Raw genomic sequence first — 23,484 nt, forward strand, 5'->3', positions numbered from 1 at the left:
GTCGAGTTATTAGGGAATTAATAGCGAATGGCTGGCATCACAATGCCTCGGCATTCCCCAAATCCAATGGGGATGAACCCTTTGTTTCGGGCCTTCGCGTGGAAAGTGATCTCATCGCCATCCTGGAGCCAGGTTCGCTCTTCGGTTTCGGACACCTGAATGGCTTGCTTGCCTGCTGATGTCAGTTCTGTCATGCAGGCCGCGCTGGAGATTTCGCTTCCGGACACAGTGCCGCTTCCAAAGAAGTCACCTGTTTCCAGGTTGCAGCCATTGCTGGTGTGATGCGCCAGCATCTGAGCGAAGGTCCAATGGAGATTGCGCAGGTTGGTGGCCGTCAATAATTTTCGAGGGGAGCCGCTGCGCACCATGTCTTCGGTGCGGATGCTCGCAGTCATATCGATGTCGAACATGCCGTGCGCCATGTCCTCGGCGTTCACCAGGTGGGGCGGAGGTGGCGGGTCGTCTTTGTCTGGTCCTGAGTGGGCTACGCGAAACGGCGCCAGGGCTTCCATCGTGACGATCCAGGGAGACAAGTTGGTAAAGAAGCTCTTGCCCAGGAATGGGCCCAGAATTTGCTCCCACCATTGAATGTCCTTGGCCGACCAGTCGTTGAACAGCGCCAGGCCGAAGATGTGGCTATCGGCGTCACTGATGCGAATAGGTTCTCCAAGCTGATTGCCATGGCGGACAAACGCCCCCATTTCCAGCTCGAAATCCAGCGCACGCGATGGTGCATAGATCACCTGCCCGTTGGCATCACGGAACTGCCCCCATGGACGCGTGGGGTTCTGGCCACTCGGACGAATCGAAGACACGCGACCGTTGTAGGCAACGGGCAACGAAAAGAACGCTGGAGGCACGCCATCGTGTGAACCTCTAAGGCGTAAATTGCGCTCGGTGTGATGCTTCGAGCAAAGAAAATCTGTGTAGCCACCGATTTTTGCAGGCAGCTGAAAGTGCACGGCATCCATGGCAACCAGGCAATTCCGGACCTGCTGCTCTACTGCGCTGTCTGTAGAAAGCAAAGCTGAAACAGATTTGCGCAGGGCAAAAGACGCCGAAGGTGGCGACGCCATGAGCGCATTGAGCGTGGTTTGTGCCGCGGCTCGGCAAGCGTCGAGTGCTTCTCCGTGCAGCAAGCCAGACAAAGCCAGCGCCTTGAGATCGAGCACTTGGTCGCCAATTCCGATGCCACCACGTGCGTCTTGCCCGTCCACCTCAAACACACACAGAGGCAGGTTTTGTATCGGGAAGTCGCCATCTTCGATATTGGCGGAGGCCAGCCAGCTTCTGCGGGCAGGATCGTGCGTTTCGTCGATCAGATTGTTCAAAGTTTGTCCCTCATCTCAGTTTCTACTGCGGCGCGCACTTTCACTGTGATTGCACCAATACCGTCGAAAGAGCAGTCGATCTGATCACCTGGTACGACCGGGCCCACGCCTTCCGGAGTTCCGGTGAATAGCAAGTCACCGGGATGCAGCGTGTAGAAGCTCGAAGCGAACGCTATCAATCCGGGTACGTCGATGATCAAATCGCAGGTATTGGCCTGTTGGCGCGGTTCGCCGTTCACGGTCAGGCGGAAAGCGATATTGGAAGGGTCCGGAACTTCGTCCGCGGTGACAAGCCATGGCCCCATGACGGCATAGCTGTCAATGGATTTTCGAAGGCTGCGCTCTTCGGGGCCGCGAGTGGTCATGTCCAGTCCCACGGCATACCCTGCCACGTACTCCAGCGCCCGGGAGCGAGGAATATCGCGCCCCGCCTTGCCGATGACGACCACCAGTTCCGCCTCATGGTCGTTGCGGCGGTTTGGATGCTTAAGTTCCACTCCTGCGCTCGGTCCTACCAGCGCGCTATTGGCCTTCAGGAACAGACCTACTTCTTGAATAGCCGCCACGCGATTGTTGTGATGAATCTCTGCTTGCTCGCGTGCTTCGTTCAAGTGGTTGATGTAGTTGACAGGCGCCGCAACGATCTTGCCGGGGTTTGCAATGGGGCTGAGCAGGGTGATCTGAGACAGCGGCAAGGCCTGGGCGGTGGGGGCCAGCAGGGCGATCTGGTGCATGACCTCAGGCAGATGAGCGACCAGCGGGTCGAACTGCGGTAGCGGGTAGCGGTAAGAGGGCAGCACATTCAGCGCAGCGGTTACATCGCGTACTTGTTCGCCTTCTACGAGGCCTAAGCGGTTGTCATTGAAGCGGCAGATTCTCACGAGAAAACTTCCTTGGTTTCCTGAATATTTCTTGCTATCGCACTTTCCAGTCGCGTGTTCGCCTGTCGTGGTGAAACCAACGGTGGTGAGTGCTAGTAGGGTCGCCGTCCGTCTTGAGGATGCGGCGGCGCGGCTCGGGCGAGGATAAAAGCGGGAGAGGGGGTGGGGTAGGTGGCAGAGGCGGTGAACGCCTGCGGCATGAGCGATAGTCTCCTCGGATATTTTTCTGTTCAGGCAATCATCGGCGCAACCGGCTACAACAGCAAAATACTTTTATGCGAAGCTACCATCGCAATCCGGCATGGCAGACCGTGAACAGGATACGATCCAAGCCATGCACCCCGCTCGCCTTGATCCAGTTTCCTTGCGCCTGTTTGTCGCCGTCATGGAGCACGGCTCCATTGCCGCTGCCGCCGAGCGTGAGCACATTGCGGCGTCCGCTCTGAGCCGCCGTCTGGCTGAGCTGGAAACCGCCTTGAATGTGGAGCTTTTCGGGCGCAGTAATCGAGGAGTAGAGCCGACCGCAGCCGCTTACGCACTGCAACATCGTGCGCGTGGCCTTCTGAATGAAATGGACGACATCGCCCTGCAGATGCGGGATTACGCCTCAGGCACGCGAGGGCAGGTGCGGGTGGCTGCCAACAATTCGGCCATTACGCAGTTCCTGCCGGCTGAGCTGCAAGGATTTTTAGCCCGGTATCCGCAGGTGGATGTGCGGCTGCAAGAGCACATCAGCACCTCGGTTGCGCGTTCAGTAGCCGAAAACGCCGCAGACGTGGGGATCCTCAACGACGGACACTACGGCGAGCGCGTGGTCTTGCTCCCCTATCACGAAGATGAACTGGTGGTGGTGGTACCGGCCAAGCATCCGCTCAGCAAGCGTAAATCCTTGAGGTTCGCGGATGTGCTCTCGGATGATTTCATTGGTTTGCATCCGGGTAGCGTTGTGAACAACCTGCTGATGCGCGAGGCGACACAAATTGGTCGGCCGCTCAAGCTGCGCATGCAAGTCACCAGCTACGACGCCCAATGTTTGATGATTTCCGCTGGTTTGGGCGTGGGAGTACTGCCGCGCGGAAGCGCCCGGCTTTACAGGGGTGCGATCACGCTAAGCGTGATCAAACTTGCTGAGCCCTGGGCCATGCGTCAATTGGCGCTTTGCGTGCAGGCCGGCAAGACGCTCACCGGTGCGGCGCAACTGCTGGTGGAGCACCTGCGCGCGTCCGCACAATTCCAGCAGGAAATGACCTCGAAAATCCGGAGCGAATAGCCAGCTGCTGCAAGAGCTCCCAAGAGCGAGCCACGCGGCGATTAGCGCGATGCTTAAACCAAGCCCAACGCTCCTAAAAGCGCTCCGGCACCGATCAACCAAAGCAGGTGCAAACGGGTGCGCCAGACGATGATGGTGACTGCTGCGGTCAGCAGCCAAAGTGGCCAGTCTCGGGCCGGCTGATTGTTCGCGGAGCTCAGCACCCAGCCGGTAGTGATCAGTAGCGCGATCACAATGGGCGCCATGCCTGTCTTGAAGGCACGCACCGCGCGCAGCTCGCGGTTCTTATGCGCCCAGCGCGTAGCGGCGTAAGTCAAAAAACCAGACGGCAGCAAGATCCCAGACATGGCGACCATCATTCCCAGCAGTGCCAGGCCGTAAGAGTACCAGCCGTTGCCGGCTCCGCCGCTGGCGTTCATGCCCACGTTCCAGCCCATTAATCCCACGAAAAGCACGTTCGGCCCAGGTGCGGCTTGGGCGATGGCAATCGAGGAGGTGAACTGATCCTCTGTCAGCCAGTGGCGCGTATCCACCAGGTAGCGATGCATGTCAGGCGCAGTGGTGATGGCGCCGCCCACGGCCATTAGAGAAAGTGATAAAAAGTGCACAAACAGTGCCCACCAATCTGCGGCGGTGAAGTCGATGGTCATAGTTTCGGGGCATGGCCGGAATCGGCATCAGTGAGCGCGGCGGAGGTGGTCTCCACTGAAGGTGAGGGCGGTGATCCAGGCAGTCTGCCCAATCGATACCAAGCCCAGAGGCAACTGGCCCCACCTATGGTGAATAGAACCCAGCCCATAGGCCATCGCATGAGGGCTGAAGCGATGAACGTCAGGACCACCACCGCGATGCACACCGGGATGCCCATAGGGCTTTTGCTCAGCGCGCTGGCCAGCTTGATGCCCGTCGCAATGATCAGCCCAGCTGCTACGGCGCCCATGCCGCGAAGGGCCCGTTGAGCCATTTCGTTATCGGCCACGGTGGCAAATAACACCGCCAGGGTTAACACCACGAAGGTAGGAAACAGCAGCAAGCCGACGAGCGCCACTAGCGCGCCTGAGAGGCCGAAGTGCCGATCGCCCACCATCATTCCCATGTTGATCACGTTCGGCCCAGGCATGACCTGGGCTACCGCCCAATCTTCGAGAAACTGTTCACGCGTCAGCCAGCGCTTCTTTTCAACCAGTTCACGCTGAACGACCGCCAGAACACCTCCGAACCCTTGTAGTGCGAGCCAGGTGAATGACCAGAAGAGGTCAGTGCGGGAGCTCGGGGAATTGAGCGCTTCTGGCGTCTCGGCGGTATTCGAAGCGATGGGCGGCATGCGGCATTATCCGTCGGGCAATGGGGCCTTGACGACGCGAAGATGCAGAAGGACCAAGTGGTGGTCTGACCGATGTGGCTTTTGAGGAACGAACGGGATGAATTCCGAGATCGCTTGTCTGTGTGGACAGAGTGGATGGATATTCGAATATGCAAACCAACGGCCAAATGATCGACCTGTCCCGCCTCACAGGCAAAGGCGCCTGCCCGCTTCAGGATAGAGCGCCCATGCCATCCTGGCTGGACTAGAAGTCTTGAACAGAACCGTCTGCTGCGATCGGCACTGCGGGCACCATTGGGTTGGCTTTGAGTTTTGCCAACTCAGCATCATTGAAGTCAATGCCTATCCCGGGTGATTCTGGAACGATGAGATGGCCGTTCTTCAAGGTAAGGGGTTGCACCACCAACTCCCGTTTGGGCGATTCCGATTCACCTGTGTATTCCTGAAGGGCAAAGTTCGGTATGCAGGCATCAAGCTGAACACAAGCCGCTGTGGAAACGGGGGAAAGCGGGTTGTGTGGAATCACCTTGACATGATGAGCCTCGGCAAGCGCGGCAGCCTTCTTCGCACCTGAGAGGCCCAATGTCAAGCAAACGTCCGGACGAATGTAGTCGCAGCCATTTGCAGCCAGCAGGGCCTGAAATTGGTAGATTGTGGAAAACCTCTCGCCGGTGGCTATGGGAATCCCGCAGCGCGCACGGACATCGCCCATCATCGCGGGGCTGTCCGGCAGCATGGGATCTTCGTAGAAGTACGGATGAAAGCGCTGGAGGCGTTGAGCCAGGGCAATGGATTCCGCCGGATTCATCTGGCGATGTAGCTCGATGCACAGATCTACCTCTCCTCGCAGCACTTCATGCAGGGCGCCTACGCGCCGCTCCGCTTCTGTTACCCATTCCTCGAAAGACTTCCTGAGATGAAAGTCAGGCGCGAATGGAGAGAAGCGAATCGCGGTGAAACCCTCGTCTTTCTTTTTCAGTGCGTCCGCAACAAGCGCGTCTACCGTGTCTCCGCGTACGTGGATGTAGCAGCGAACTTTGTGGCGCGTCATCCCACCCATGAGTTCGTACACAGGCACACCCAGCCGCTTGCCTTGGATGTCCCAAAGCGCAATGTTGATAGCGGAGAGTGCTCCATCCACCAGCGAACTCATGAAGTGCCAGTTACGATGCAGGAGCTGTGTGTGGTGCTCGATTTTGGAAGGGTCCTGTCCTATCAAATACCTCGCCATGGAATCGATGACGGCAGCCGTGGCAGCGGGCCAGGCATGCACTCCGGCTTCACCAATGCCGACGGTTCCGTCTTCGCAGCTGACTTTTAATAGACACCAGCGGTCAACCAGAAAGGTTTCCAGCTTCTCGATCTTTGTTTTTTTCATGACACGGTTGCGCCGAGGGAAATGGGTATTGCGGCCAGCTGAGATCTTTTGGGGCTTAGCCGCGCATGTGAATGCACAGGGGAGTAAATGGCTTGTCGCCCTTATTCCGGTTCAATCCCAGCGGCCTTGATGACGGCTGCCCACCTGGTGATTTCTGAGCGCTGGAAGCTGGCGAATTCAGCAGGAGTCTTGAGCGTCAGGGCGCCCATGCCTGCCGCATTGAGTACTCCAGCCACCGCTGGCGTCTTACGCGCGGTTTCCCAGTCGCTTGCCAGCTTCTGGATGATGGAGGCCGGTGTCTTTGCTGGCGCGTAGACACCCAGCCACCCCAGCGACTCGAAACCTTTGAACCCAGATTCATCGAGAGTTGGAATCTGAGGGATGGCCGAAAGCCGAGACTTACTGGTGACTCCGAGCACCCGTAAGCGTCCGCTCTTGATGTGCGGTTCGACCAGATTCAAACCTGTGAACATGAATTGAACTTGTCCCCCCAGGACGTCCATGAGAGCCTGACCATCCCCCTTGTAGGGTGAGTGGATGAGTTTCGCACCCTGAGCACGCGCCCAGGCTTCGGCGGTCAGATGAGACGCGGTGCCTTGCCCTCCTGATCCAAACGCGACTGAGCCCGCAGGTGCTTTCTGGATCAAGGCAGCTAGATCAGTCACAGATTTCACAGGAAGCTCGGAAGGAACCACCAGTACCAGCGGGCCCCCACCGAGCAAACCGATGGGTTCAAAGTCTCGCGATGGGTCGAAGCTGAGTTTCTTGAAGAGGAATGGGGCCACCACCATGGTGGCGGGTGCGGCGACGAGCAGGGTATAGCCATCGGGGGCTGCCTTGGCGACGAAGTCCGCAGCCAATGTTCCCGCAGCGCCCGGTTTGTTTTCCACGAAGAGGCTTTGGCCGCCTTCTGAAAGACGCTGCGCGAAAAGACGCCCCAGGATATCTCCCGCCCCGCCTGGCGCCACGCCCACGACGACACGTATGGGCTTTTGAGGATAGGGCTGTTGAGCGGATGCCAATACAGGCAAGAGCAGGGGGGCGCACAGGCCAAGCAGGTATTTTCTACGGTTCACGTATGTCTCCTTTTTTGCCTATTTTTTATGCGAGACGTTATAGAATTCAAATAGAAAAAATGTCCTTCATATTTGATTCTTCTATATGTCGTTGCCTCCCAGCGTGATTGCTTCGCGCCTGATGGTCAAGGCGCGTATCCGGCATTTGCAAGTGTTGGTCAAGGTTGCAGAGTACGGGAGCATTCAACGCGCAGCCGCAGCCATCGGTCTGACGCAACCCACCACCACCACTGTGCTTGCAGACCTCGAAACCCTGCTGGATTGCGAACTCTTCCAGCGCCATGCAAGAGGAGTGAGGCCCACTCAGATCGGCAAGCATCTGATCCCGATCGCTCGACGAGCACTCGATGGTATGCAGGAGCTTGCCAGTGTGGCTTCCGCTATGGCCGGTGAGGCTAGCTCGGTGGTGCGGGTGGTTGCAATCTCCAGTGCGGTGTCAGGCGTTTTGTCGGATATCTTGCCAAATTTTAGTGCGGCTCACCCTGACACGCTCGTCCAGATTCAGGAGCTTGATATAGAAAATATCGGTGCGCTCATTGGGACTGGTGAGGTGGATGTGGCTTTGTGCCGCCAACCCGTAGTGATTCCCACCGGTTGGTCGTTCACCAAGCTGGCAAGCGACCGCTTGATCGTGGCGTGCGGGCCCCAGCACCCGCTGGCCGGAAGGCGCCAGGTTACTTTGGAGGAGTTATGGCGGGAGACGTGGATGTTGGGGCCGGCGCCGAGTGCTCCCCGTACCGCTTTCGATTCACTGACAGCCAACGCCGGCGTCACGCCACCTCTTCGCCTGGTGAGCAGCCGATGCGCATCGATTTTTTGGGCGATGCTTCAAGCGCAGGAAATCGTTGCATTGCTGCCCTACCGGGCTGTGTATCAGATGCTGAATACAGGCCAGCTGTGCGAGATAGATGTTCAGTTACCTCTGGCGTTTGAGCCCATCGGTGTGTTGAAACCAACGCAAGATGTCACGGATGCAACGATCAGATTCGTCGATTTTCTTGAGATGGCTGCGCCCCGTCTGAAGGACTAGGGCGTGCGAACACGCCCTGGATTCCAGTGCATGCGTGGCGCTTAAGAACGCCTTTGATTAGCCCTGATCGTGAATCGGATTCCCAGGTCGATCTTATCGACGCTAGTGCCTTAGCTGCTACACTTTTCGATATGCGCCGCTGGCTTGCCATTCTTTTATTTGTACTGCTACCCACTCAGATGAGTTGGGCGGCGGTGGCTGGCTACTGCGTGCATAAGCCAGGTGCTGTGGTGGTGGATCATGTTGGACATCACGATCATGCAGCGCACAGCCATGACTCAGATTTGTTCGATGTCGCAGCCACGGTGGATTCAGGCCACGATGTAGATGGGGCTGATTTTGACCACGATTGCGGGCATTGCCACGGGCAACTGGCGGGCCTGCTGACTGGAGTGCAGCCACTGCAGCTCGATAGAGTGCCGCATATGCGTATACGCGGCAGTGATGAGCCCGGGGCTCCCTACACGGCCGCGCAACCCGACCGCCCTAAGTGGGCACGCCTCGCCTGATCGGCGAGGCGGGACTCTACGTTTCCTTAAATCCCGTTTGCGTCTGAAGGCATGCCGCCATGCGCGGTCCCTTCGGATTCGGCGCGACCCTTTGGTCGTCGCTCGCCGGTCTCCTGTGTCTCACCCTCAACACTGGAGTATCGGATGGTTCCGAGAACAAGAATATCGATTTGTATGCGGCAAGCTGTGCTTGCCATCGTTCTCGCTGGCACGGGAGCCGGCGTATTAGCTCAATCAACATGGCCCCCGGCGAGTTTGAAGGAAGTCTTCGATGCAGCCTGGGTTCGTCAACCCGAATCGCAGGCTCTGCTTGGGCGCCGCGAAGCCGTGCAGGCGGAGCGTCGCGCGGCCCAGGCTTGGACGCCCGAGCCGCCTGCGCTGGAACTCAGCCACAAAACCGATCGGCTGACGCGCAACGATGGCGCGCGAGAGTTTGAGCTTGGGGTTGCGGTGCCCCTGTGGCTGCCCGGTGAGCGGCGCCACAACAGTGCGCTGGCGGATGCGGAAGCGGCAGCCATAGAGAGCCGCGTGGAAGCGGCTCGCTTGCGCCTTGCGGCCACCGTGCGCGAGGCTTGGTGGAATTGGCAGCGCGCGCGTATTGATGCGGATGTTGCGCGTGGGCAATTGGATAATGCGCGCCGCATTGCCAGCGATGTGGCACGGCGCGCCAAGGCCGGTGAGTTGGCGCGAGCTGATCAGCACCAGGCTGATGGCGCATCCGCCGCAGCTGAAGCGGGCGTGGCCCAAGCTGATGCGGAAAGCGTTACTGCCTTGCTGCGCCTGAGAGCGCTGACCGGTGGGGCAACCGTGGCAGCAAATACAAATGCAAATGCAAATGCAGGTGTGGATGTCCCTACGGAAGCTGAGCCTTCTTCCGCAGAGGCACCCGTGCATCCGGCGCTTACCGAACTGCAGGACCGAGCCAAAGTGGCGGAGCGTACGGCTGCCCTCGCTGCTACAAGGTCACGTGCCAATCCGGAGCTGACGCTGGCGGCTACGCGTGATCGCGGAGGAGCAGGCGAGCGTTACGGCCATACCGTTTCCGTAGGTATCCGGATACCGTTTGGGGCCGGTCCGCGTTATGACAGCCGCGTGGCCGCCGCCAGAGCTGATGCAGTGGAAGCGCAAGTGCAACTTGAGCTTGATCAAGTGCGTTTGCAATCTGAGCGCGAATCCGCGGTGGCTCGCGTGGGCGCTGCACGTGCCCAGCTGGCGGCTGCAGAAAGGCGCGCCACCCTCGCGCGCGAAACGCGTGGCTTTTTCGAAAAATCCTTCCGCCTGGGCGAAAGCGACCTTCCGACCCGCTTGCGTATTGAGAACGAAGCCAATGAAGCCGAGCGCCAGGCGGCGCGCGGGCGTATTGAGTTGGCCGCAGCGATTTCTCTTTGGCGCCAAGCGTTGGGTTTGCTCCCGCAGTGATGCCCGCTGCCAAACCCCAGATTCTCATAAAGAACTTCATCATGAAACCTATCTCTTTCCTGGCGTTGCTCTGCATCGTCACGGCACTTTTTCTACCTGCGATGGCGCATGCAGACGATGGCCACGGTCATGGCGGGGCGGCTCCGTCTGCCTCCGGGCCTTCACTACCCCGGTTTGCCGCCGTGTCCGATGTCTTTGAGCTTGTCGGCGTGCTCGATGGCAAGCGCATCACCCTCTGGCTGGACCGCGCTGCGGATAACGCTCCCGTAGTCGATGCCCGTATCGAACTCGAAATCGCTGGTGAAAAGCTCAAGGCAGAACCCCACGAAGACGTCTATGAAGTCGTACTGGCCGCTGAGCCCAAGCCGGGCGTACTGCCTATCACGGCGATGGTTGTCGCCGGAAGCGAGACCGACCTTCTAGCTGCGGAATTGGATCTCCATGAGGATTCGCACGCCGATGCCGCGGCACCCGCCAGACCCTGGAGTCGGTATGCGCCCTGGGCCGCTGGCCTGGCGGCGCTGTTGGTCTTGGTTGTTTTTACACGCCGCATGTCGGCCTCCCGTCAACGCCGTGCTGGAGATGCCGCATGACCTCGAAGCACTTTTTTCTCATCTTGACGGCAGCGCTGTCGCTCGGTACAGCTACCGCCGCTTTGGCCGGCGAGGGCCATGACCATGGCGGTGCGTCCGCGCCAGCCAACTCCAATGGTCCGCAGCGCTTGCCTGATGGCGCCGTCTTTTTGCCTAAATCCGCGCAACGGCAACTGGGCGTGCGAACCTTGCTCACCGAAGAAGGGGACTTGCCTAGAACGTTCGAATTGAATGGCAAGGTGGACATGGATCCGAACGCGGGCGGCAAGGTGCAGCCTTTGAATGCCGGCCGCCTGGAGCCCGGGCCACGGGGGTTGCCGGATCCCGGCCAACGGGTACGCAAGGGCGAAGTGCTGGCTTACGTCGTGCCTTCTGCCTCGCCCATTGATCGATCGAACCAGGCCGCTCAATTGGCAGAGTTGCGTGCGGCCAAAGGCCTTGCTGACAAACGCGCAGCTCGTTTGAATGAATTGGCGGACACGATTCCACGCAAGGATATCGAGGCGGCTGAGAGCGAAGCAAGGAGCCTGACCGAACGCATTGCTGCTGTGGGAGGCGGACTCTCCAACCGAGAGGCGTTGGTGGCGCCGGTATCTGGCGTGATTGCATCCATCAATGCAGTAGCTGGGCAGGTGGTTGATGCCCGTGAACTTGTTTTCGAAATCGTCGACCCAGCCCGTCTGCGTATTGAGGCTCTGAGCTTCGACCCTGCGCTGGCTTCCAACATAGGCGGCGCCGCGCTTGCTGTCGGCAAAGAGCGCGTGCCGCTTACTTTCGTTGGTGCAGCGCGAAGCTTGCGAGAGCAGGCTTTACCGCTGGTCTTCCGGGCTGAGGGGGCCGCGCTGCAGGCACTGGCAGTGGGGCAACCGGTACGGGTGTTCGTTCAGAGTAAAGACAAAGTCAAAGGCATCGCAGTGCCCGTGGCTTCGCTGATGAAGAACCCGTCCAATCAGACGGTGGTGTGGGTGAAGGCCGCGCCAGAGCGCTTTGAGCCACGCACGGTGACGGTGGAGCCGCTGGACGGCGTGAGCGTAGCGGTGACCTCAGGCCTCAAGGCCGGTGATCGCGTGGCTACCCAGGGTGCCACATTGATCAATCAGGTGCGCTGAGGAGTCCGCATGTTCAAGTGGCTTCTCGATAACAGCCTGGCCAACCGATTGCTGGTGATCATCGCCAGCGTGGTGCTCATGGCCTATGGTGCATTCACCCTTTCGCGTACACCGGTGGATGTGTTCCCGGATCTCAACAAACCCACCGTGACCATCATGACCGAGGCGGGGGGGATGGCTGCGGAGGAGGTGGAGCAACTCATTACCTTTCCGCTGGAAACGACAATGAATGGACTGCCCGGAGTGGAGTCTGTGCGCTCCACTTCTTCGGCGGGGCTGTCGTTTCTCTATGTCACGTTCAACTGGAGTACGGACATTTTTCGCGCGAGGCAGTTGGTGTCAGAGCGCCTTTCAGCCATGGAAGAAGGCTTGGCTGAAGGAGTGGTTCCGCGCATGGGCCCCATCAGCTCGGTCATGGGTGAGATCATGCAGATCGCGATTCCGGTCGATCCGCAGAAGATCAGCCCAATGGCGGTGCGGGAATATGCAGACTGGGTATTGCGCCCCCGCTTGCTCTCCGTACCGGGTGTGGCTCAAGTGATTCCGATTGGCGGGGAGGTGCGGCAGTTCCAGGTACAGCCGAACACCGCACGGATGGCCGAATTGGGCATCACGCACGATCAGCTTGAGGCCTCGCTCAAAGGGTTTTCCGCCAATACCTCGGGCGGTTTCCTGGAGCTGAACGGCAGGGAATATCTGATCCGCAATCTGGGCCGCACTTCGCGGTTGGATGATCTGAAGAACTTGGCGGTGAGCGCGACCAAGGGCCAAGCGATCTTGTTGCACCAGATCGCGGATGTGGCCTTTGCTGCAGCGATCAAGCGCGGCGATGCGGGTTTTGAAGGCAAGCCCGCCGTCATTCTGGGCATTCAGAAGCAGCCCACCGCGGACACCATCGGGTTGACCGCCTCCATTGAGGACGCGCTTGCCGGGCTCAACGCCTCGCTACCCGTGGGTATGGAAAAGCCGCGCGTTACGTTCCGACAGGCCAGCTTTATCGAAGCCTCGATCACCACTCTGCAAGGCAAGTTGATAGGTGCTTCGGTATTTGTAGCGGTGATTCTGTTTTTCTTCCTTGGCACGCTCCGGCCCACCATCATCGCGTTGACCGCGATACCCGTCTCGATTTTCATCACGGCGCTGGTTTTCCGCTACTTCGGCCTGTCCATCAATACGATGACGCTGGGTGGCCTGGCCATCGCGATTGGTGGCCTCGTGGACGATGCCGTGGTGGGGGTGGAGAACGTGCTGCGCCGCCTGAAGGAGGATAGGCTCAAGAACCCTGAGCAGCGCTTGAGCGCCAAAGAGATCGTGAGCCGCGCGACGATGGAGGTACGTTCGGCCATTCTGTACGCCACGGTGATCATCGTGCTGGTGTTTATTCCGCTGTTCGCGCTGCCGGGATTGGAGGGCAAGCTCTTTGTGCCATTGGGTATCGCTTTCGTGGTCTCCACCTTGGCCTCGCTGGTGGTCTCAGTAACCATCACGCCCGTGCTGAGTTACTTCCTGCTTCCCGGTATGAAGAATCTCGATCATGGCGACACCAAGGTGCTGGCCTGGCTGAAAGCGCGCTATCGAGGCAGCTTGCAGGCCGTACTGGATCGCCCAAGGGCCGCGCTTGCTGCGGCGTGTATTGCCGTGGTGGCTGCTGTGGCTGCAGTGCCGTTCTTTCCCACCACCTTTTTGCCACCATTCAACGAAGGGACCTTGCTGATAGGTGTGCGCCTGAACCCCGGCGTGACGCTGACGGAGAGCTCCCTGTTGGCGCGCCAGGCAGAGGTACTGGTGAGCAAGGTGCCGGAGGTCACGCACGTTGGCCGCCGCAGTGGCCGTGCGGAGTTGGATGAGCATGCCGAAGGCGTGCATGTGAGCGAGCTTGATGTGGGTCTCAAACCGGCCTCTGAGCTGACGCGCACCATGGACGAGATCAAGGCTGATATTCGGGCACGGCTGGTTAACTTGCCGGCGGCCATTGAGATCGGTCAACCTATCTCGCACCGTATTGATCACATGCTTTCCGGAGTACGCTCGCAGATCGCCATCAAGATCTATGGCGAAGACCTGGATGCTTTGCGCGGGCAAGCGGATTCGCTGCGTCAGCGCTTGGCAACGATTCCGGGTATTGCAGACTTGCAGATTGAGAAGCAGGTACTCGCGCCTCAGATCAAGGTGCGGGTGGACTACGCTGCTGCGGCGCAGTATGGTGTTCCTGCGCCGCAGATCTTGGCCACGCTGCAGGCCTTGGTGGAGGGTGAGAAGATCACGCAGATCGTGGAAGGGGGTCGGCGCTTCGCGTTGGTGGTGAAGCTACCGGAATCGGCGCGGTCGATCGAAGGCCTGAGCCAGATTTTGATCGAGACTCCGGCGGGACGTATTCCGTTGTCAAAAGTGGCAACGATTGAAGACGGCGACGGCCCCAACCAGATCAGCCGAGATGATGGTAAGCGGCGCATCGTACTGTCGGCCAACGCCTCGGGCCGAGCGCTTTCAGAGATTGTGGCGGACATCCGTGCGATCGTCGCGGAGACCAAGCTGCCAGAAGGGCACTTCATTACCCTGGGTGGTCAGTTTCAGGCTCAAGAGGAAGCATCGCGGCTTGTCGGCGTGCTGTCTGTGGTCTCGCTGATGTTGATGTTTGTGGTGCTCTATAGCCGCTACAAATCCACCACGCTCTCGGCGTTGATCATGGTGAACATTCCGCTGGCGCTTGTGGGCGCGGTGATCGGCTTGTGGCTTTCCGGACAACCACTTTCCGTGGCTGCGTTGGTGGGCTTCATTACGCTGGCGGGAATCTCGGTGCGCAACGGCATCCTGAAGATCAGCCACTACATCAATCTGATGCGCTTCGAAGGCGAGAGCTTTGATCAGAAGATGATCGTGCGCGGTTCGCTTGAAAGGCTCTCTCCTGTGCTGATGACTGCGCTGGTGACCGCGTTCGCGTTGGCGCCGCTTTTGTTCGAGGCCGAGCGGCCCGGTACGGAAGTGCTGCATCCCGTAGCGGTGGTGATTTTCTCCGGCCTGATCAGCTCCACTCTCCTCGACACCTTCCTCACGCCCGTCATGTTCTGGCTGTTTGGCCGTAAGGACGCGGAGAAGCTGCTGACTGATAAGGATGCTGAGGCGCTATGACCGTTTTTTTCTCTCACTTCAAGAGCCATTTACTCACCGCTGGACTACCCAAACCACTAAGCGGTGAGACCTATTTTTCAATCAACCCGAAGAGGATTTTCATGAAGATGCATGCAGTTGTGGCTATCGCTACTTTGGCTTTTTCCACCTCCGCTTTCTCCGCAGGAGACAAGCACGACCATGCCCACGCACACAAGCCACTGCATGGCGGCGTTGTGGTGGAAGTCAAAGACATGGACTATGAACTGGTGGCCAAACCCGCAACGATTCAACTCTACCTACGGGACCACGGGAAACCAGCGGATCTCTCCAAAGCCAGCGCCAAGCTCACATTGCTGACCGGCGCCGAGACTCAGGCGGTTGAACTGCGGCCTGTGGGAGATAAGCTGGAGGCGACTGGGAGCTTCAAGCTTGGACCCGGCACCAAGGCGGTGGCGGTCATCACAATCAATGGCAAGCCGGCGACAGCACGCTTCACCCTGAAGTGAGGGCGTGAATACGCCCCCTATCAAGCGCTAGGGAGTACTTCCAACACTTTTTCAATCGGGCGAGCAAGTCGCGCGCCCATTGGCGTCACAACGATGGGCCGATTGATCAGCACAGGATTTGCCAACATCGCATCGATCAGTTGATCGTCTGTGAGTTCGGGCTTGTCCAGTCCTTGCGCCAGATACTCAGGCTGCCTGGTGCGAACCAGCTCGCGCAAGGGCTCGCCGGTGGCCTTGGCAATGGCCTTGAGCTCCTCCCGGCTGGGGGGCGTTTTCAGGTACTCGACGATGCGAGGCTCCTCACCTCTTTCGCGGATAAGGGCCAGCGCGTTGCGCGAGGTGCTGCATTGTGGGTTGTGGTAGATCGTGATGTTGCTCATGTGATGGTCCCATTAGTAAAGGAGATAGGGCGCGCGGATTTCTATCCACGCAGATTCGTCAGGCCGAGTGATCGCTTCAAGATCAGCGGGGGTGGCGCCAGGATCGTCTACCCACTCGCGCAGTAGCTCGCTGCCATTGATAAGGTCAATGGAGAGCCGGCCGGTTTCATACTCGTACGCGAAATCGCGCCACAGGGGATAGTCTGGCGCTTGTTTACGCAAAGCCTTGAAAGCCAATGATTGCAGCCGCCAGGGTTTGAATGCCTCGTGCTTGTAATGAGTGGAATCTTCCACGTGTATCTGCACGCCCGCACAAAGTTTGCCCACGTGCTTGTGGAAAGTTGGCTCGAACCAGCATTCGCGCAGCACACAGCCCTCTAGCCATTCGGGGGCCATTGCGCGCATGTCGTTTAGTAGCCGGCCTGTGTCTATACCCGGCGCGCCAAACAGCTCGAGTGGTCGCGTCGTGCCACGGCCCTCGGAGAGGGTCGTGCCTTCCAACATCACGGTTCCCGCATAGGCACGGGCCATGGAGAGATTGGCCGCGTTGGGGCTAGGGTTCACCCAGCTGCGCTCGCTGGGCCATCCAAACCCAGGAGCGGCGGTGGGCTGCCATCCGTCCATTTTGATCACGCGGTATTCCAGCTGAAGCCCCAGCGTATCGATGAACCAATGACCCAGCTCGCCCATGGTCATGCCGTGGCGCATGGGCATCGGGCCTGCTCCTACAAAGCTTTCCCAACCTGCTCGCAAGGTCAAGCCCTCAACCGGACGCCCTGCTGGGTTGGGACGATCCAGCACCCATACCGCCTTGCCATGAGCCGAGGCCGCTTCAAGCACATAACGAAGCGTAGTGATGAAGGTGTAGATGCGGCAGCCGAGATCCTGCAGGTCCACCAGGAGCGTGTCGAAGCTGCCCATCATGGCGTCGGTGGGGCGGCGCACCTCTCCGTACAGGCTAAAGACAGGAATACCGAGTTTTGGGTCAACGTAGTCGGGCGACTCCACCATGTTGTCCTGCTTATCACCGCGCAGGCCATGCTGTGGTCCGAACGCAGCCGTGAGCTTGATTTCCGGCAGTGCCGCCAGCGCATCGAGTGAATGAGTGAGATCGCGGGTGACAGACGCAGGGTGCGCCAGCAGGGCCACGCGGCGGCCGATCAGGGGCGCGCGCAAGGCCGGATCGTTTAGTAGGCGTTCAATTCCGAAATTCATGATGTTGAGAATGAGGCTGTCCAGCCAGTTTTTCGATGGAAGTCAGGTTTGGCATCGGGATGATGCAAAGCCCAGTAGCTCAGGTGACCCTCCAGGAGGCTGTCGGACTTGGAAATCGCCGGCTGCAAATGGGCCGCAGCGGTCCATTTTTCACGGTCTTTTTGACCCATAGCTAGGCTATGGGCCTGCAAATCCCGTGAAAACTGTCCTCGCTGGCGCCCATTTTCGCTATCGGCGCTCCAAGTCCGACAGCCTCCTAGCGTCTCTATGACTGCTGACAAGCCGAGCTTGAGAGTTTGACCGGGTAGTGCTTCTGGCAGCGGCAGCCAGGCCTCAAGAGCAAGGGTTTGAGGCGAGAGCGACATCGCGATGGCTAGCGGTGCAGTCGGCACACCTGGCTCATGGCGCACACGCTCATCACTGAAGGCGTATGCAGCCCATTGCCCGGAGGGTGAAAGGTTGAATTCGCGGTAACCACTTTCGCCGGGCCGGTGGATGAAGGCTTCAAAGCAGGTGTGCCGCCAAAGGTCATCGGCCGCTTCAGGCCTTTTCACGGGCGGAGGTATGCGCAGTTGAGGGGTATCGCCTTGCAACAAGTACTGAACCAGCACGCCTGACTGTCCGTTCCGGGTTTGTGGATGCGCGGCGGCAGTCAATGCCTGCACCGCCCTGCAGGGTGTGAGCGGGTGCGCGCTGAGTGTATGAATGAGAGGCTGTGCCGTCATGACCCGTATTTTGTCAGGGGCGAGGAGCCCATCTGAGTCTGTGCCCGTTCTTCAAGCGTCGTCATGTCATCAATCCTTCATAAATATGACATTGTTCTGTCAAGGCGCCGGGTCAACATCTGCAGCAATGGTGAATACCCCGCAAGGAGAAAGAAGATGAAGGAACTACCCACACCGACCTTTGCATTGTCGCCCTCGGCGCACCCCGCAGCATTGCCTCGGGGGTCGCTTCATCAAAGCAGCCAAAGGGCGGTTGTGGAGCGGCCTGCAGATGGCGGCGGGCAAGGGATTCAAGTGGCCTGGGCGCGTCACCAAGATGAAGTAAGGCAAGCCCAGCGGCTGCGCTACGATGTTTTTGCAGGTGAAATGGGTGCTCGCCTTACCACCACGCTAGCTGGACATGATATCGATCTGTTCGACGATTTTTGTGAACACCTGCTGGTGCGCAGCGAGGCCACTCAGGAAGTGATTGGTACTTACCGGGTCCTCACGCCCGTTCAGGCCAGGCGTGTGGGCAGCACCTACAGCGATACCGAATTTGACCTCACACGCCTGCGCACATTGCGCCCGCGCATGGTGGAGTTGGGCCGCAGTTGCGTTCACCCGGATCATCGTCACGGTGGCGTCATCATGGCTCTGTGGGGAGCGCTGGCCGAATTCATGGTGCGCAACCAACTTGACACGATGATTGGCTGCGCCAGCATCCCCATGCTGCACGGCGGCGCCGTGAGCGGAGACGTGGCGGCCAGTATCTGGCGGCAGGTCAGCTCCACCCACATGGCGCCTATAGAGTGGCATGTGCGCCCGCGTCTGGCATTGCCTGTGGAACGCCTTGACGGTAGCCTCCAGGTGGAACCGCCAGCCTTGATTCGCGGCTATCTCCGTCTGGGCGCCAAAGTGCTGGGGCCACCGGCCTGGGATCCGGATTTCAACACCGCCGATCTGCCCATGCTCATGCGCATCGCTGATTTGCCGGCGCGCTATCGCAAGCACTTTCTGGGATCCACCTGATCATGGTCGTGCCAACCCATCCACACTTTGGACAGATGCTGCGCGATCAAAGCCAGTGGCTTGATTCGCCTCCATCCAGTTCCGGTATGCCGGCAGCATTCTTGATGGACCGTGGACCAGCCTTTGCGGCGCTACAGGGCGCTGGGGGTGGGGGAGATGACGAGGCTGCGGAGCCCACTTCTCCTGAAATGGCGCGCTACCGCGCCATTTTTATTTCAGATCTTCACCTGGGAACGCCGGGTTGCCAGGCCGGGCCCTTGCTGGACTTTCTGAAAGACCACACCAGCCAGACACTCTATCTTGTGGGCGACATCATCGACGGCTGGCAATTGCGCCGGCGCTGGTACTGGCCTCAGTTGCACAACGACGTCGTGCAAAAACTTCTGCGCCGCGCGCGCAAGGGTTGCCGGGTGGTTTTCGTTCCGGGCAATCATGATGAGTTCGCTCGCGCCTTCGTGGGTTTGAACTTTGGTGGCATCGAAGTGCTGGAAGATACCGTACACGTTACCGCAGATGGAAAACGCCTTTGGGTTACGCACGGCGACTATTTCGATGGCGTGATCCAGTGCGCCAAGTGGCTGGCCTATGTGGGCGACTACGCCTACGAGTTCACGCTGCGGGTGAACCGGCATTTCAACAGCTTGCGAGCTCGCCTGGGACTGCCTTATTGGTCGCTATCGAGCTACCTCAAGCACAAGGTGAAGAAGGCGGTGAACTACGTCAGCGATTTTGAGTCGGCGGTGGCTGCAGAGGCCAGGCGGCTTGGCCTGGATGGTGTGGTTTGCGGCCATATTCACCACGCCGAGATCCGCAGCATCAACGGCACGCTTTATTGCAACGATGGAGATTGGGTGGAAAGCCGCAGCGCTTTGGTGGAACACCACGATGGCCGGCTGGAACTGATCTACTGGCAGCCTACGCCGGAGCCGGCTGCCTCCACACAACAGGTGCCAGCACCCACCGAGGCGGAACACGCATGAAGCTCGCACTCATCACCGATGCATGGTTGCCGCAAGTCAACGGCGTGGTGACCACGCTGGTCGAGCTGGTGCACGGATTGCAAGCCAGAGGCGATACGGTAGATGTCATCGAACCAGGCTTGTTTCGCACCAGGCCTTGCCCTGGCTATGCCGGCATTGATCTCGCGATACGTCCGGGCCGGGCACTTGCCCGTATGCTGGATGAAGCGCAGCCTGATGCGGTCCACATTGCCACCGAAGGCCCGCTGGGTTGGGCCGCGCGACGCTACTGCCTGCGCCACGGCCTGGCATTCACAACGGCGTTTCACACCAAGTTCCCGGAAATCCTGAATGCGGCGGTGAAGGTGCCCTTGTGGTTGGGATATGCGCTGTTTCGCCATTTTCATCGGCCTTCGGCAGGCGTCATGGTGCCTACGCGCGGTGTGGCGGATATGTTGGCCACGCGCGGCTTCCGCAACCTTCGCTACTGGACGCATGGGGTCGATACGAACCTATTTGCCTTCTCCCCTCAGTCGGGTGAGTATCCGCCGTTGGGGCACCTGGCTCGGCCAGTTCACTTGTTTGTTGGCCGGGTGTCCTACGAGAAGAACATTGAAGCCTTTCTTCAACTCGATCTGCCCGGCACCAAGGTGGTTTGCGGGGTGGGTCCTATTGAAGAGCGGTTGCGCGAGCGCTTTCCGCAGGTGTGCTGGCTGGGTGTGTTGCCGCGCGAAGAGTTGTCGCGCGTCTATGCGGCCGCAGACGTCTTTGTTTTCCCTAGCCGCGCAGACACGTTTGGCCTGGTGATGCTTGAAGCCATGGCCACAGGTACTCCGGTGGCAGCCTTTCCGGTGGATGGCCCCCTGGAGGTGCTGGCCGCTGTGCCGGGCCAGCCGTGCGGTGGTTTCATGCATGTTGACTTGGCCCAGGCTGTAAGCGCCGCCCTGGAAATTCCGCGAGAAGACGCCAGAGCCCATGCGCTGCGCTTCGACTGGAATCAAGCCGCACTGCTTTTTGCTAGCTTTTTAGTACCTGCGCGCACCAACGCCCCTGCGTTAAAGCCCGCCTCGTGATACAACGTCAAACGATCTAATCTATTTCTTCGATGCCTCCGTCAGCTTCTGATTTGCCAGCCGTTTTGCAGAAATATCCGCTGCAAGACCGTGACCTGAGTATTCTCGCGTTCAACCATCGCGTCATGCATTGGGCCGAGCGCCCTGATGTGCCCTTGCTTGAGAGATTGCGTTATCTGTGCATCGTCTCTTCCAATCTCGATGAGTTCTTTGAGGTGCGAGCGGAGTCTCATATCTCGGCCTGGCGAGAAACTTCCAGAGTCGATGCAGGCCTGCGCGATATGCTGGATGTCGCGCACGCCCTGGTAGAGCGGCAATATGCCATTTTCAATGGTTCGCTGATGCGGGCGCTGGGTGAAAAAAAGGTGCGAATCCTGTCCCACCTGGATCGCAATGAGGCGCAGCGGCGTTGGGTGCGTGATCTTTTCCTGCGGGAAGTGAAGCCGCTGCTGGTACCGGTAGCGCTTGATCCGGCACATCCGTTTCCTCAGGTGGCCAATAAGTCTTTGAACTTCATCGTTCAACTCAAGGGCAAGGACGCCTTTGGCCGTAGCAATGAGATCGCTATTGTGAAAGTGCCGCGCGTGCTGCCGCGCGTGCTTCGCATGCCAGAGAAAGTCGCTGGGGGAGAGACGCTTTTTGTCATGCTCTCCAGCGTCATCCGTGCGCACCTGGCGGAGTTGTTCCCCGGGCGCGAGGTGGGGGAGTTTTCTCATTTTCGTGTCACCCGGCACTCGGATCTCTGGGTGGACGAGGAAGAAGTCAAGAACCTGCGTACTGCGCTTCAGCAAGGCCTGCATCAACGCCACTATGGCGAGGCTGTGCGGCTGGAGGTGTCTTCGGCCTGTTCGGATGAGCTGGCGCAGTTTCTTCTCCGGCAATTCAAGCTGCCCCCAGAGGCGATGTTCAGAGTGCAAGGCCCAGTGAATCTGGTGCGCCTGCAGCAGTTGATCCAACTCGTGGACGCACCAGAGTGGCTTTTCCCACCTTACCAGCCCAGCTATCCGGCGCAGCTCAAAGTGGCTGCAGGAGAATCGGTGTTTGATCGTCTGCGCAGTGGTGATGCGTTGATTCATCAGCCGTTCGAAAGCTTTGACGGTGTGATCGACTTTCTTCGCCAAGCAGTTCACGACCCGGCCGTTTTAGCTATCAAACAAACCATCTATCGCACTGGCAATGACAGTCGAATGATGGATCTGTTGATCGAGGCTCAGCGGCGCGGAAAAGAAGTGACTGCGGTGGTCGAGCTCAAGGCTCGATTCGATGAAGAAGCCAACATCAACTGGGCAGAGCACCTGGAGCGAACCGGCGCGCAGGTGGTTTATGGCGTGGTTGGACTCAAAACGCACGCCAAGATGCTCCTGGTGACTCGGCGGGAGGGGCGAAACCTGCGGCGCTACGGGCACCTCTCCACCGGGAATTACAACCCGCGGACGGCCTCTCTCTACACCGATCTGAGTTATCTCACCGCTGATGCACGCCTCACGGCTGATATGGAGCAGCTTTTCGTGCACCTGGCCAGCCATAGCCGGCTACCACGGATGCAGCGCATGCTTTTGGCGCCATTTACTCTGCACAAGCGCATGATTGGCAAGATTCGGCAAGTCGGCGAGGCAGCCCGACGCGGCCAGCCAGCACGCATTGTTGCCAAGATGAACGCCTTGACCGATCAAGCCCTGATTGAGGCCTTGCTCGTCGCCGGGGACGCCGGGGCGCAGATTGATCTCATCGTCCGAGGCGCTTGCATGTTGCCTGCGCATCTGACACAAAACATCCGTGTTCGCAGCATCATCGGGCGCTTCCTTGAGCATTCTCGGGTTTTCTATTTTCTGGCGGATGAGAAAGAAGAGCTCTGGCTGTCCAGTGCGGACTGGATGAACCGCAATATGCTGCGCCGGGTGGAAACAGCATGGCCGGTCACGGACCCGGCGCTGCGCCAACGTATCGTGGATGAATGCTTGGTCGCATGCTTGCATGATGCCCGCGATGCGTGGGTCATGGGGGAGGGCGGCAAGTACCGCCTGGTGGTGCCTGAAGGCGGCGTTCCAGGGCATGGATCGCAAGACGCATTGATGGCGCGCTACGCAGCGCATCGAGGGAGTACAAAATAATGGACCTGATCCTGTGGCGCCATGCAGAGGCGCAAGAGCCCGAGGGCGATATGACCGATCTCGAGCGCCCCCTGACACGCCGGGGCGACAAACAGGCTGCACGAATGGCCGCCTGGCTCGATCGGCAGCTTCCCGAAGGCACTCGTATTCTGTGCAGCCCTGCTGTTCGTACGGAGCAGACCGTGCGGGCGCTGGCCAGAAAATACAAAATTCACGATGAATTGCGCCCCGGTGCATCTCCTGAGCAACTGCTGCAATTGGCGGGCTGGCCAAGTGCTAAAGCGCCCGTATTGATCGTGGGCCATCAACCTACACTTGGTGAGACCATCTCCCGCTTGCTGCAACTGACCGAACCCGAATGCTCGGTCAAAAAAGGCGCTGTCTGGTGGCTGCGCAGTCGCGAGCGAGAGACAGCCCAGCAGACGGTGGTGGTGACGGTGCAAACGGCGGAATTGCTGTGACTACTCTCTTGA

22 protein-coding genes are annotated in these 23,484 nt (G+C 59.2%); 13 read left to right on the plus strand and 9 right to left on the minus strand.

Annotated features, from left to right (window positions below):
* Positions 1–17 precede the first annotated feature (17 nt).
* Together fahA and G518_RS0128760 are read right to left on the minus strand one after the other, a co-directional pair.
* Positions 18–1,331 (minus strand): fumarylacetoacetase, encoded by a 1,314-nt coding sequence (gene fahA / locus G518_RS0128755; RefSeq protein ID WP_028605423.1) that lies wholly within the window; start codon positions 1,329–1,331, stop codon positions 18–20.
* Complete coding sequence (locus tag G518_RS0128760) at positions 1,328–2,212, minus strand: fumarylacetoacetate hydrolase family protein (protein ID WP_028605424.1); 885 nt, start codon at positions 2,210–2,212, stop codon at positions 1,328–1,330. The genes fahA and G518_RS0128760 overlap by 4 nt, the downstream gene beginning before the upstream one ends.
* Positions 2,213–2,513: 301 nt before the next feature.
* Between G518_RS0128760 and G518_RS37465 the strand changes: the two genes are divergently transcribed.
* Complete coding sequence (locus tag G518_RS37465) at positions 2,514–3,482, plus strand: LysR family transcriptional regulator (RefSeq protein ID WP_245598152.1); 969 nt, start codon at positions 2,514–2,516, stop codon at positions 3,480–3,482.
* Positions 3,483–3,535: 53 nt separating this feature from the next.
* Here the strand turns inward: G518_RS37465 and G518_RS0128770 are convergent, their stop codons facing one another.
* The 4 genes from G518_RS0128770 to G518_RS0128790 form a co-directional block, all read right to left on the minus strand.
* A complete protein-coding gene (locus G518_RS0128770) occupies positions 3,536–4,132 on the minus strand; it encodes a chromate transporter (RefSeq protein ID WP_028605425.1) in 597 nt (198 codons plus the stop codon).
* Positions 4,129–4,806, minus strand: a complete 678-nt coding sequence (locus G518_RS37470) for a chromate transporter (protein WP_084652368.1) — start codon at positions 4,804–4,806, stop codon at positions 4,129–4,131. The genes G518_RS0128770 and G518_RS37470 overlap by 4 nt, the downstream gene beginning before the upstream one ends.
* Before the next feature lie 244 nt (positions 4,807–5,050).
* The gene (locus G518_RS0128785; RefSeq protein ID WP_036596370.1) at positions 5,051–6,184 is read right to left on the minus strand and encodes a mandelate racemase/muconate lactonizing enzyme family protein; all 1,134 of its coding nucleotides are present in this window, start codon (positions 6,182–6,184) and stop codon (positions 5,051–5,053) included.
* A 101-nt stretch (positions 6,185–6,285) separates the two neighbouring features.
* Positions 6,286–7,260 carry a Bug family tripartite tricarboxylate transporter substrate binding protein gene (locus G518_RS0128790; RefSeq protein WP_028605427.1) on the minus strand — a complete coding sequence of 325 codons (975 nt, stop codon included), beginning with the start codon at positions 7,258–7,260 and terminating at the stop codon, positions 6,286–6,288.
* 85 nt (positions 7,261–7,345) lie between these two features.
* On the opposite strand from G518_RS0128790, the gene G518_RS0128795 reads away from it, so the two are divergent.
* The 7 genes from G518_RS0128795 to G518_RS0128825 all read left to right on the plus strand — a co-directional run bounded on the left by G518_RS0128795 (position 7,346) and on the right by G518_RS0128825 (position 15,537).
* Entirely contained in the window at positions 7,346–8,290 is a 945-nt protein-coding gene (locus G518_RS0128795; RefSeq protein ID WP_028605428.1) for a LysR family transcriptional regulator, read from the plus strand.
* Between the two features lie 131 nt (positions 8,291–8,421).
* Positions 8,422–8,799, plus strand: a complete 378-nt coding sequence (locus G518_RS0128800) for a hypothetical protein (protein WP_028605429.1) — start codon at positions 8,422–8,424, stop codon at positions 8,797–8,799.
* Positions 8,800–8,973: 174 nt separating this feature from the next.
* Positions 8,974–10,218 carry a TolC family protein gene (locus G518_RS0128805; protein ID WP_036596371.1) on the plus strand — a complete coding sequence of 415 codons (1,245 nt, stop codon included), beginning with the start codon at positions 8,974–8,976 and terminating at the stop codon, positions 10,216–10,218.
* Positions 10,219–10,259: 41 nt separating this feature from the next.
* A complete protein-coding gene (locus G518_RS0128810; RefSeq protein ID WP_028605431.1) occupies positions 10,260–10,811 on the plus strand; it encodes a hypothetical protein in 552 nt (183 codons plus the stop codon).
* The gene (locus tag G518_RS0128815; RefSeq protein ID WP_028605432.1) at positions 10,808–11,920 is read left to right on the plus strand and encodes an efflux RND transporter periplasmic adaptor subunit; all 1,113 of its coding nucleotides are present in this window, start codon (positions 10,808–10,810) and stop codon (positions 11,918–11,920) included. Before G518_RS0128810 ends, G518_RS0128815 begins: the two co-directional genes overlap by 4 nt.
* Positions 11,921–11,929: 9 nt before the next feature.
* Entirely contained in the window at positions 11,930–15,049 is a 3,120-nt protein-coding gene (locus G518_RS0128820; protein WP_028605433.1) for an efflux RND transporter permease subunit, read from the plus strand.
* A gap of 101 nt (positions 15,050–15,150) precedes the next feature.
* Positions 15,151–15,537, plus strand: a complete 387-nt coding sequence (locus tag G518_RS0128825; protein ID WP_028605434.1) for a hypothetical protein — start codon at positions 15,151–15,153, stop codon at positions 15,535–15,537.
* Between the two features lie 20 nt (positions 15,538–15,557).
* Here the strand turns inward: G518_RS0128825 and arsC are convergent, their stop codons facing one another.
* Genes arsC through G518_RS38900 form a run of 3 tightly spaced genes read right to left on the minus strand, consistent with a single transcriptional unit; the run spans position 15,558 to position 17,857 of the window.
* Positions 15,558–15,917 (minus strand): arsenate reductase (glutaredoxin), encoded by a 360-nt coding sequence (gene arsC / locus G518_RS0128830; RefSeq protein ID WP_028605435.1) that lies wholly within the window; start codon positions 15,915–15,917, stop codon positions 15,558–15,560.
* Between the two features lie 12 nt (positions 15,918–15,929).
* Positions 15,930–17,132 (minus strand): exo-beta-N-acetylmuramidase NamZ family protein, encoded by a 1,203-nt coding sequence (locus G518_RS0128835; RefSeq protein WP_036596373.1) that lies wholly within the window; start codon positions 17,130–17,132, stop codon positions 15,930–15,932.
* A complete protein-coding gene (locus G518_RS38900) occupies positions 17,129–17,857 on the minus strand; it encodes a DOMON-like domain-containing protein (RefSeq protein WP_028605437.1) in 729 nt (242 codons plus the stop codon). The genes G518_RS0128835 and G518_RS38900 overlap by 4 nt, the downstream gene beginning before the upstream one ends.
* Before the next feature lie 156 nt (positions 17,858–18,013).
* On the opposite strand from G518_RS38900, the gene G518_RS0128845 reads away from it, so the two are divergent.
* The 5 genes from G518_RS0128845 (at position 18,014) to G518_RS0128865 (ending at position 23,472) form a co-directional block, all read left to right on the plus strand.
* Positions 18,014–18,868: a GNAT family N-acetyltransferase gene (locus G518_RS0128845; protein ID WP_028605438.1), complete on the plus strand. Its 855-nt coding sequence runs from the start codon at positions 18,014–18,016 to the stop codon at positions 18,866–18,868.
* 104 nt (positions 18,869–18,972) lie between these two features.
* The gene (locus G518_RS0128850) at positions 18,973–19,848 is read left to right on the plus strand and encodes a UDP-2,3-diacylglucosamine diphosphatase (protein ID WP_156909591.1); all 876 of its coding nucleotides are present in this window, start codon (positions 18,973–18,975) and stop codon (positions 19,846–19,848) included.
* Entirely contained in the window at positions 19,845–20,900 is a 1,056-nt protein-coding gene (locus tag G518_RS0128855) for a glycosyltransferase family 4 protein (protein WP_028605440.1), read from the plus strand. The genes G518_RS0128850 and G518_RS0128855 overlap by 4 nt, the downstream gene beginning before the upstream one ends.
* A 32-nt stretch (positions 20,901–20,932) precedes the next feature.
* On the plus strand, positions 20,933–23,011 hold the full coding sequence (gene ppk1, locus G518_RS37480) for a polyphosphate kinase 1 (protein ID WP_036596375.1): 2,079 nt from the start codon (positions 20,933–20,935) through the stop codon (positions 23,009–23,011).
* Positions 23,011–23,472, plus strand: coding sequence for a SixA phosphatase family protein (locus G518_RS0128865; RefSeq protein ID WP_028605441.1), 462 nt, complete (start codon positions 23,011–23,013; stop codon positions 23,470–23,472). Before ppk1 ends, G518_RS0128865 begins: the two co-directional genes overlap by 1 nt.
* The last annotated feature ends 12 nt before the right edge of the window (positions 23,473–23,484 follow it).

This window comes from Ottowia thiooxydans DSM 14619 (assembly GCF_000422885.1).
In the GTDB taxonomy this organism is placed as follows: Bacteria; Pseudomonadota; Gammaproteobacteria; order Burkholderiales; family Burkholderiaceae_C; genus Ottowia; species Ottowia thiooxydans.

Bases quoted from the DNA above. Each gene is read 5' to 3' on its own strand.
- G518_RS37465 (WP_245598152.1), top strand. From the start codon at position 2,514: ATGGCAGACCGTGAACAGGATACGATCCAAGCCATGCACCCCGCTCGC.
- G518_RS0128770 (WP_028605425.1), bottom strand. From the start codon at position 4,132: ATGACCATCGACTTCACCGCCGCAGATTGGTGGGCACTGTTTGTGCAC.
- G518_RS37470 (WP_084652368.1), bottom strand. From the start codon at position 4,806: ATGCCGCCCATCGCTTCGAATACCGCCGAGACGCCAGAAGCGCTCAAT.
- G518_RS0128785 (WP_036596370.1), bottom strand. From the start codon at position 6,184: ATGAAAAAAACAAAGATCGAGAAGCTGGAAACCTTTCTGGTTGACCGC.
- G518_RS0128795 (WP_028605428.1), top strand. From the start codon at position 7,346: ATGTCGTTGCCTCCCAGCGTGATTGCTTCGCGCCTGATGGTCAAGGCG.
- G518_RS0128800 (WP_028605429.1), top strand. From the start codon at position 8,422: ATGCGCCGCTGGCTTGCCATTCTTTTATTTGTACTGCTACCCACTCAG.
- G518_RS0128805 (WP_036596371.1), top strand. From the start codon at position 8,974: ATGCGGCAAGCTGTGCTTGCCATCGTTCTCGCTGGCACGGGAGCCGGC.
- G518_RS0128810 (WP_028605431.1), top strand. From the start codon at position 10,260: ATGAAACCTATCTCTTTCCTGGCGTTGCTCTGCATCGTCACGGCACTT.
- G518_RS0128815 (WP_028605432.1), top strand. From the start codon at position 10,808: ATGACCTCGAAGCACTTTTTTCTCATCTTGACGGCAGCGCTGTCGCTC.
- G518_RS0128820 (WP_028605433.1), top strand. From the start codon at position 11,930: ATGTTCAAGTGGCTTCTCGATAACAGCCTGGCCAACCGATTGCTGGTG.
- G518_RS0128825 (WP_028605434.1), top strand. From the start codon at position 15,151: ATGAAGATGCATGCAGTTGTGGCTATCGCTACTTTGGCTTTTTCCACC.
- arsC (WP_028605435.1), bottom strand. From the start codon at position 15,917: ATGAGCAACATCACGATCTACCACAACCCACAATGCAGCACCTCGCGC.
- G518_RS0128835 (WP_036596373.1), bottom strand. From the start codon at position 17,132: ATGAATTTCGGAATTGAACGCCTACTAAACGATCCGGCCTTGCGCGCG.
- G518_RS38900 (WP_028605437.1), bottom strand. From the start codon at position 17,857: ATGACGGCACAGCCTCTCATTCATACACTCAGCGCGCACCCGCTCACA.
- G518_RS0128845 (WP_028605438.1), top strand. From the start codon at position 18,014: ATGAAGGAACTACCCACACCGACCTTTGCATTGTCGCCCTCGGCGCAC.
- G518_RS0128850 (WP_156909591.1), top strand. From the start codon at position 18,973: ATGGACCGTGGACCAGCCTTTGCGGCGCTACAGGGCGCTGGGGGTGGG.
- G518_RS0128855 (WP_028605440.1), top strand. From the start codon at position 19,845: ATGAAGCTCGCACTCATCACCGATGCATGGTTGCCGCAAGTCAACGGC.
- ppk1 (WP_036596375.1), top strand. From the start codon at position 20,933: ATGCCTCCGTCAGCTTCTGATTTGCCAGCCGTTTTGCAGAAATATCCG.
- G518_RS0128865 (WP_028605441.1), top strand. From the start codon at position 23,011: ATGGACCTGATCCTGTGGCGCCATGCAGAGGCGCAAGAGCCCGAGGGC.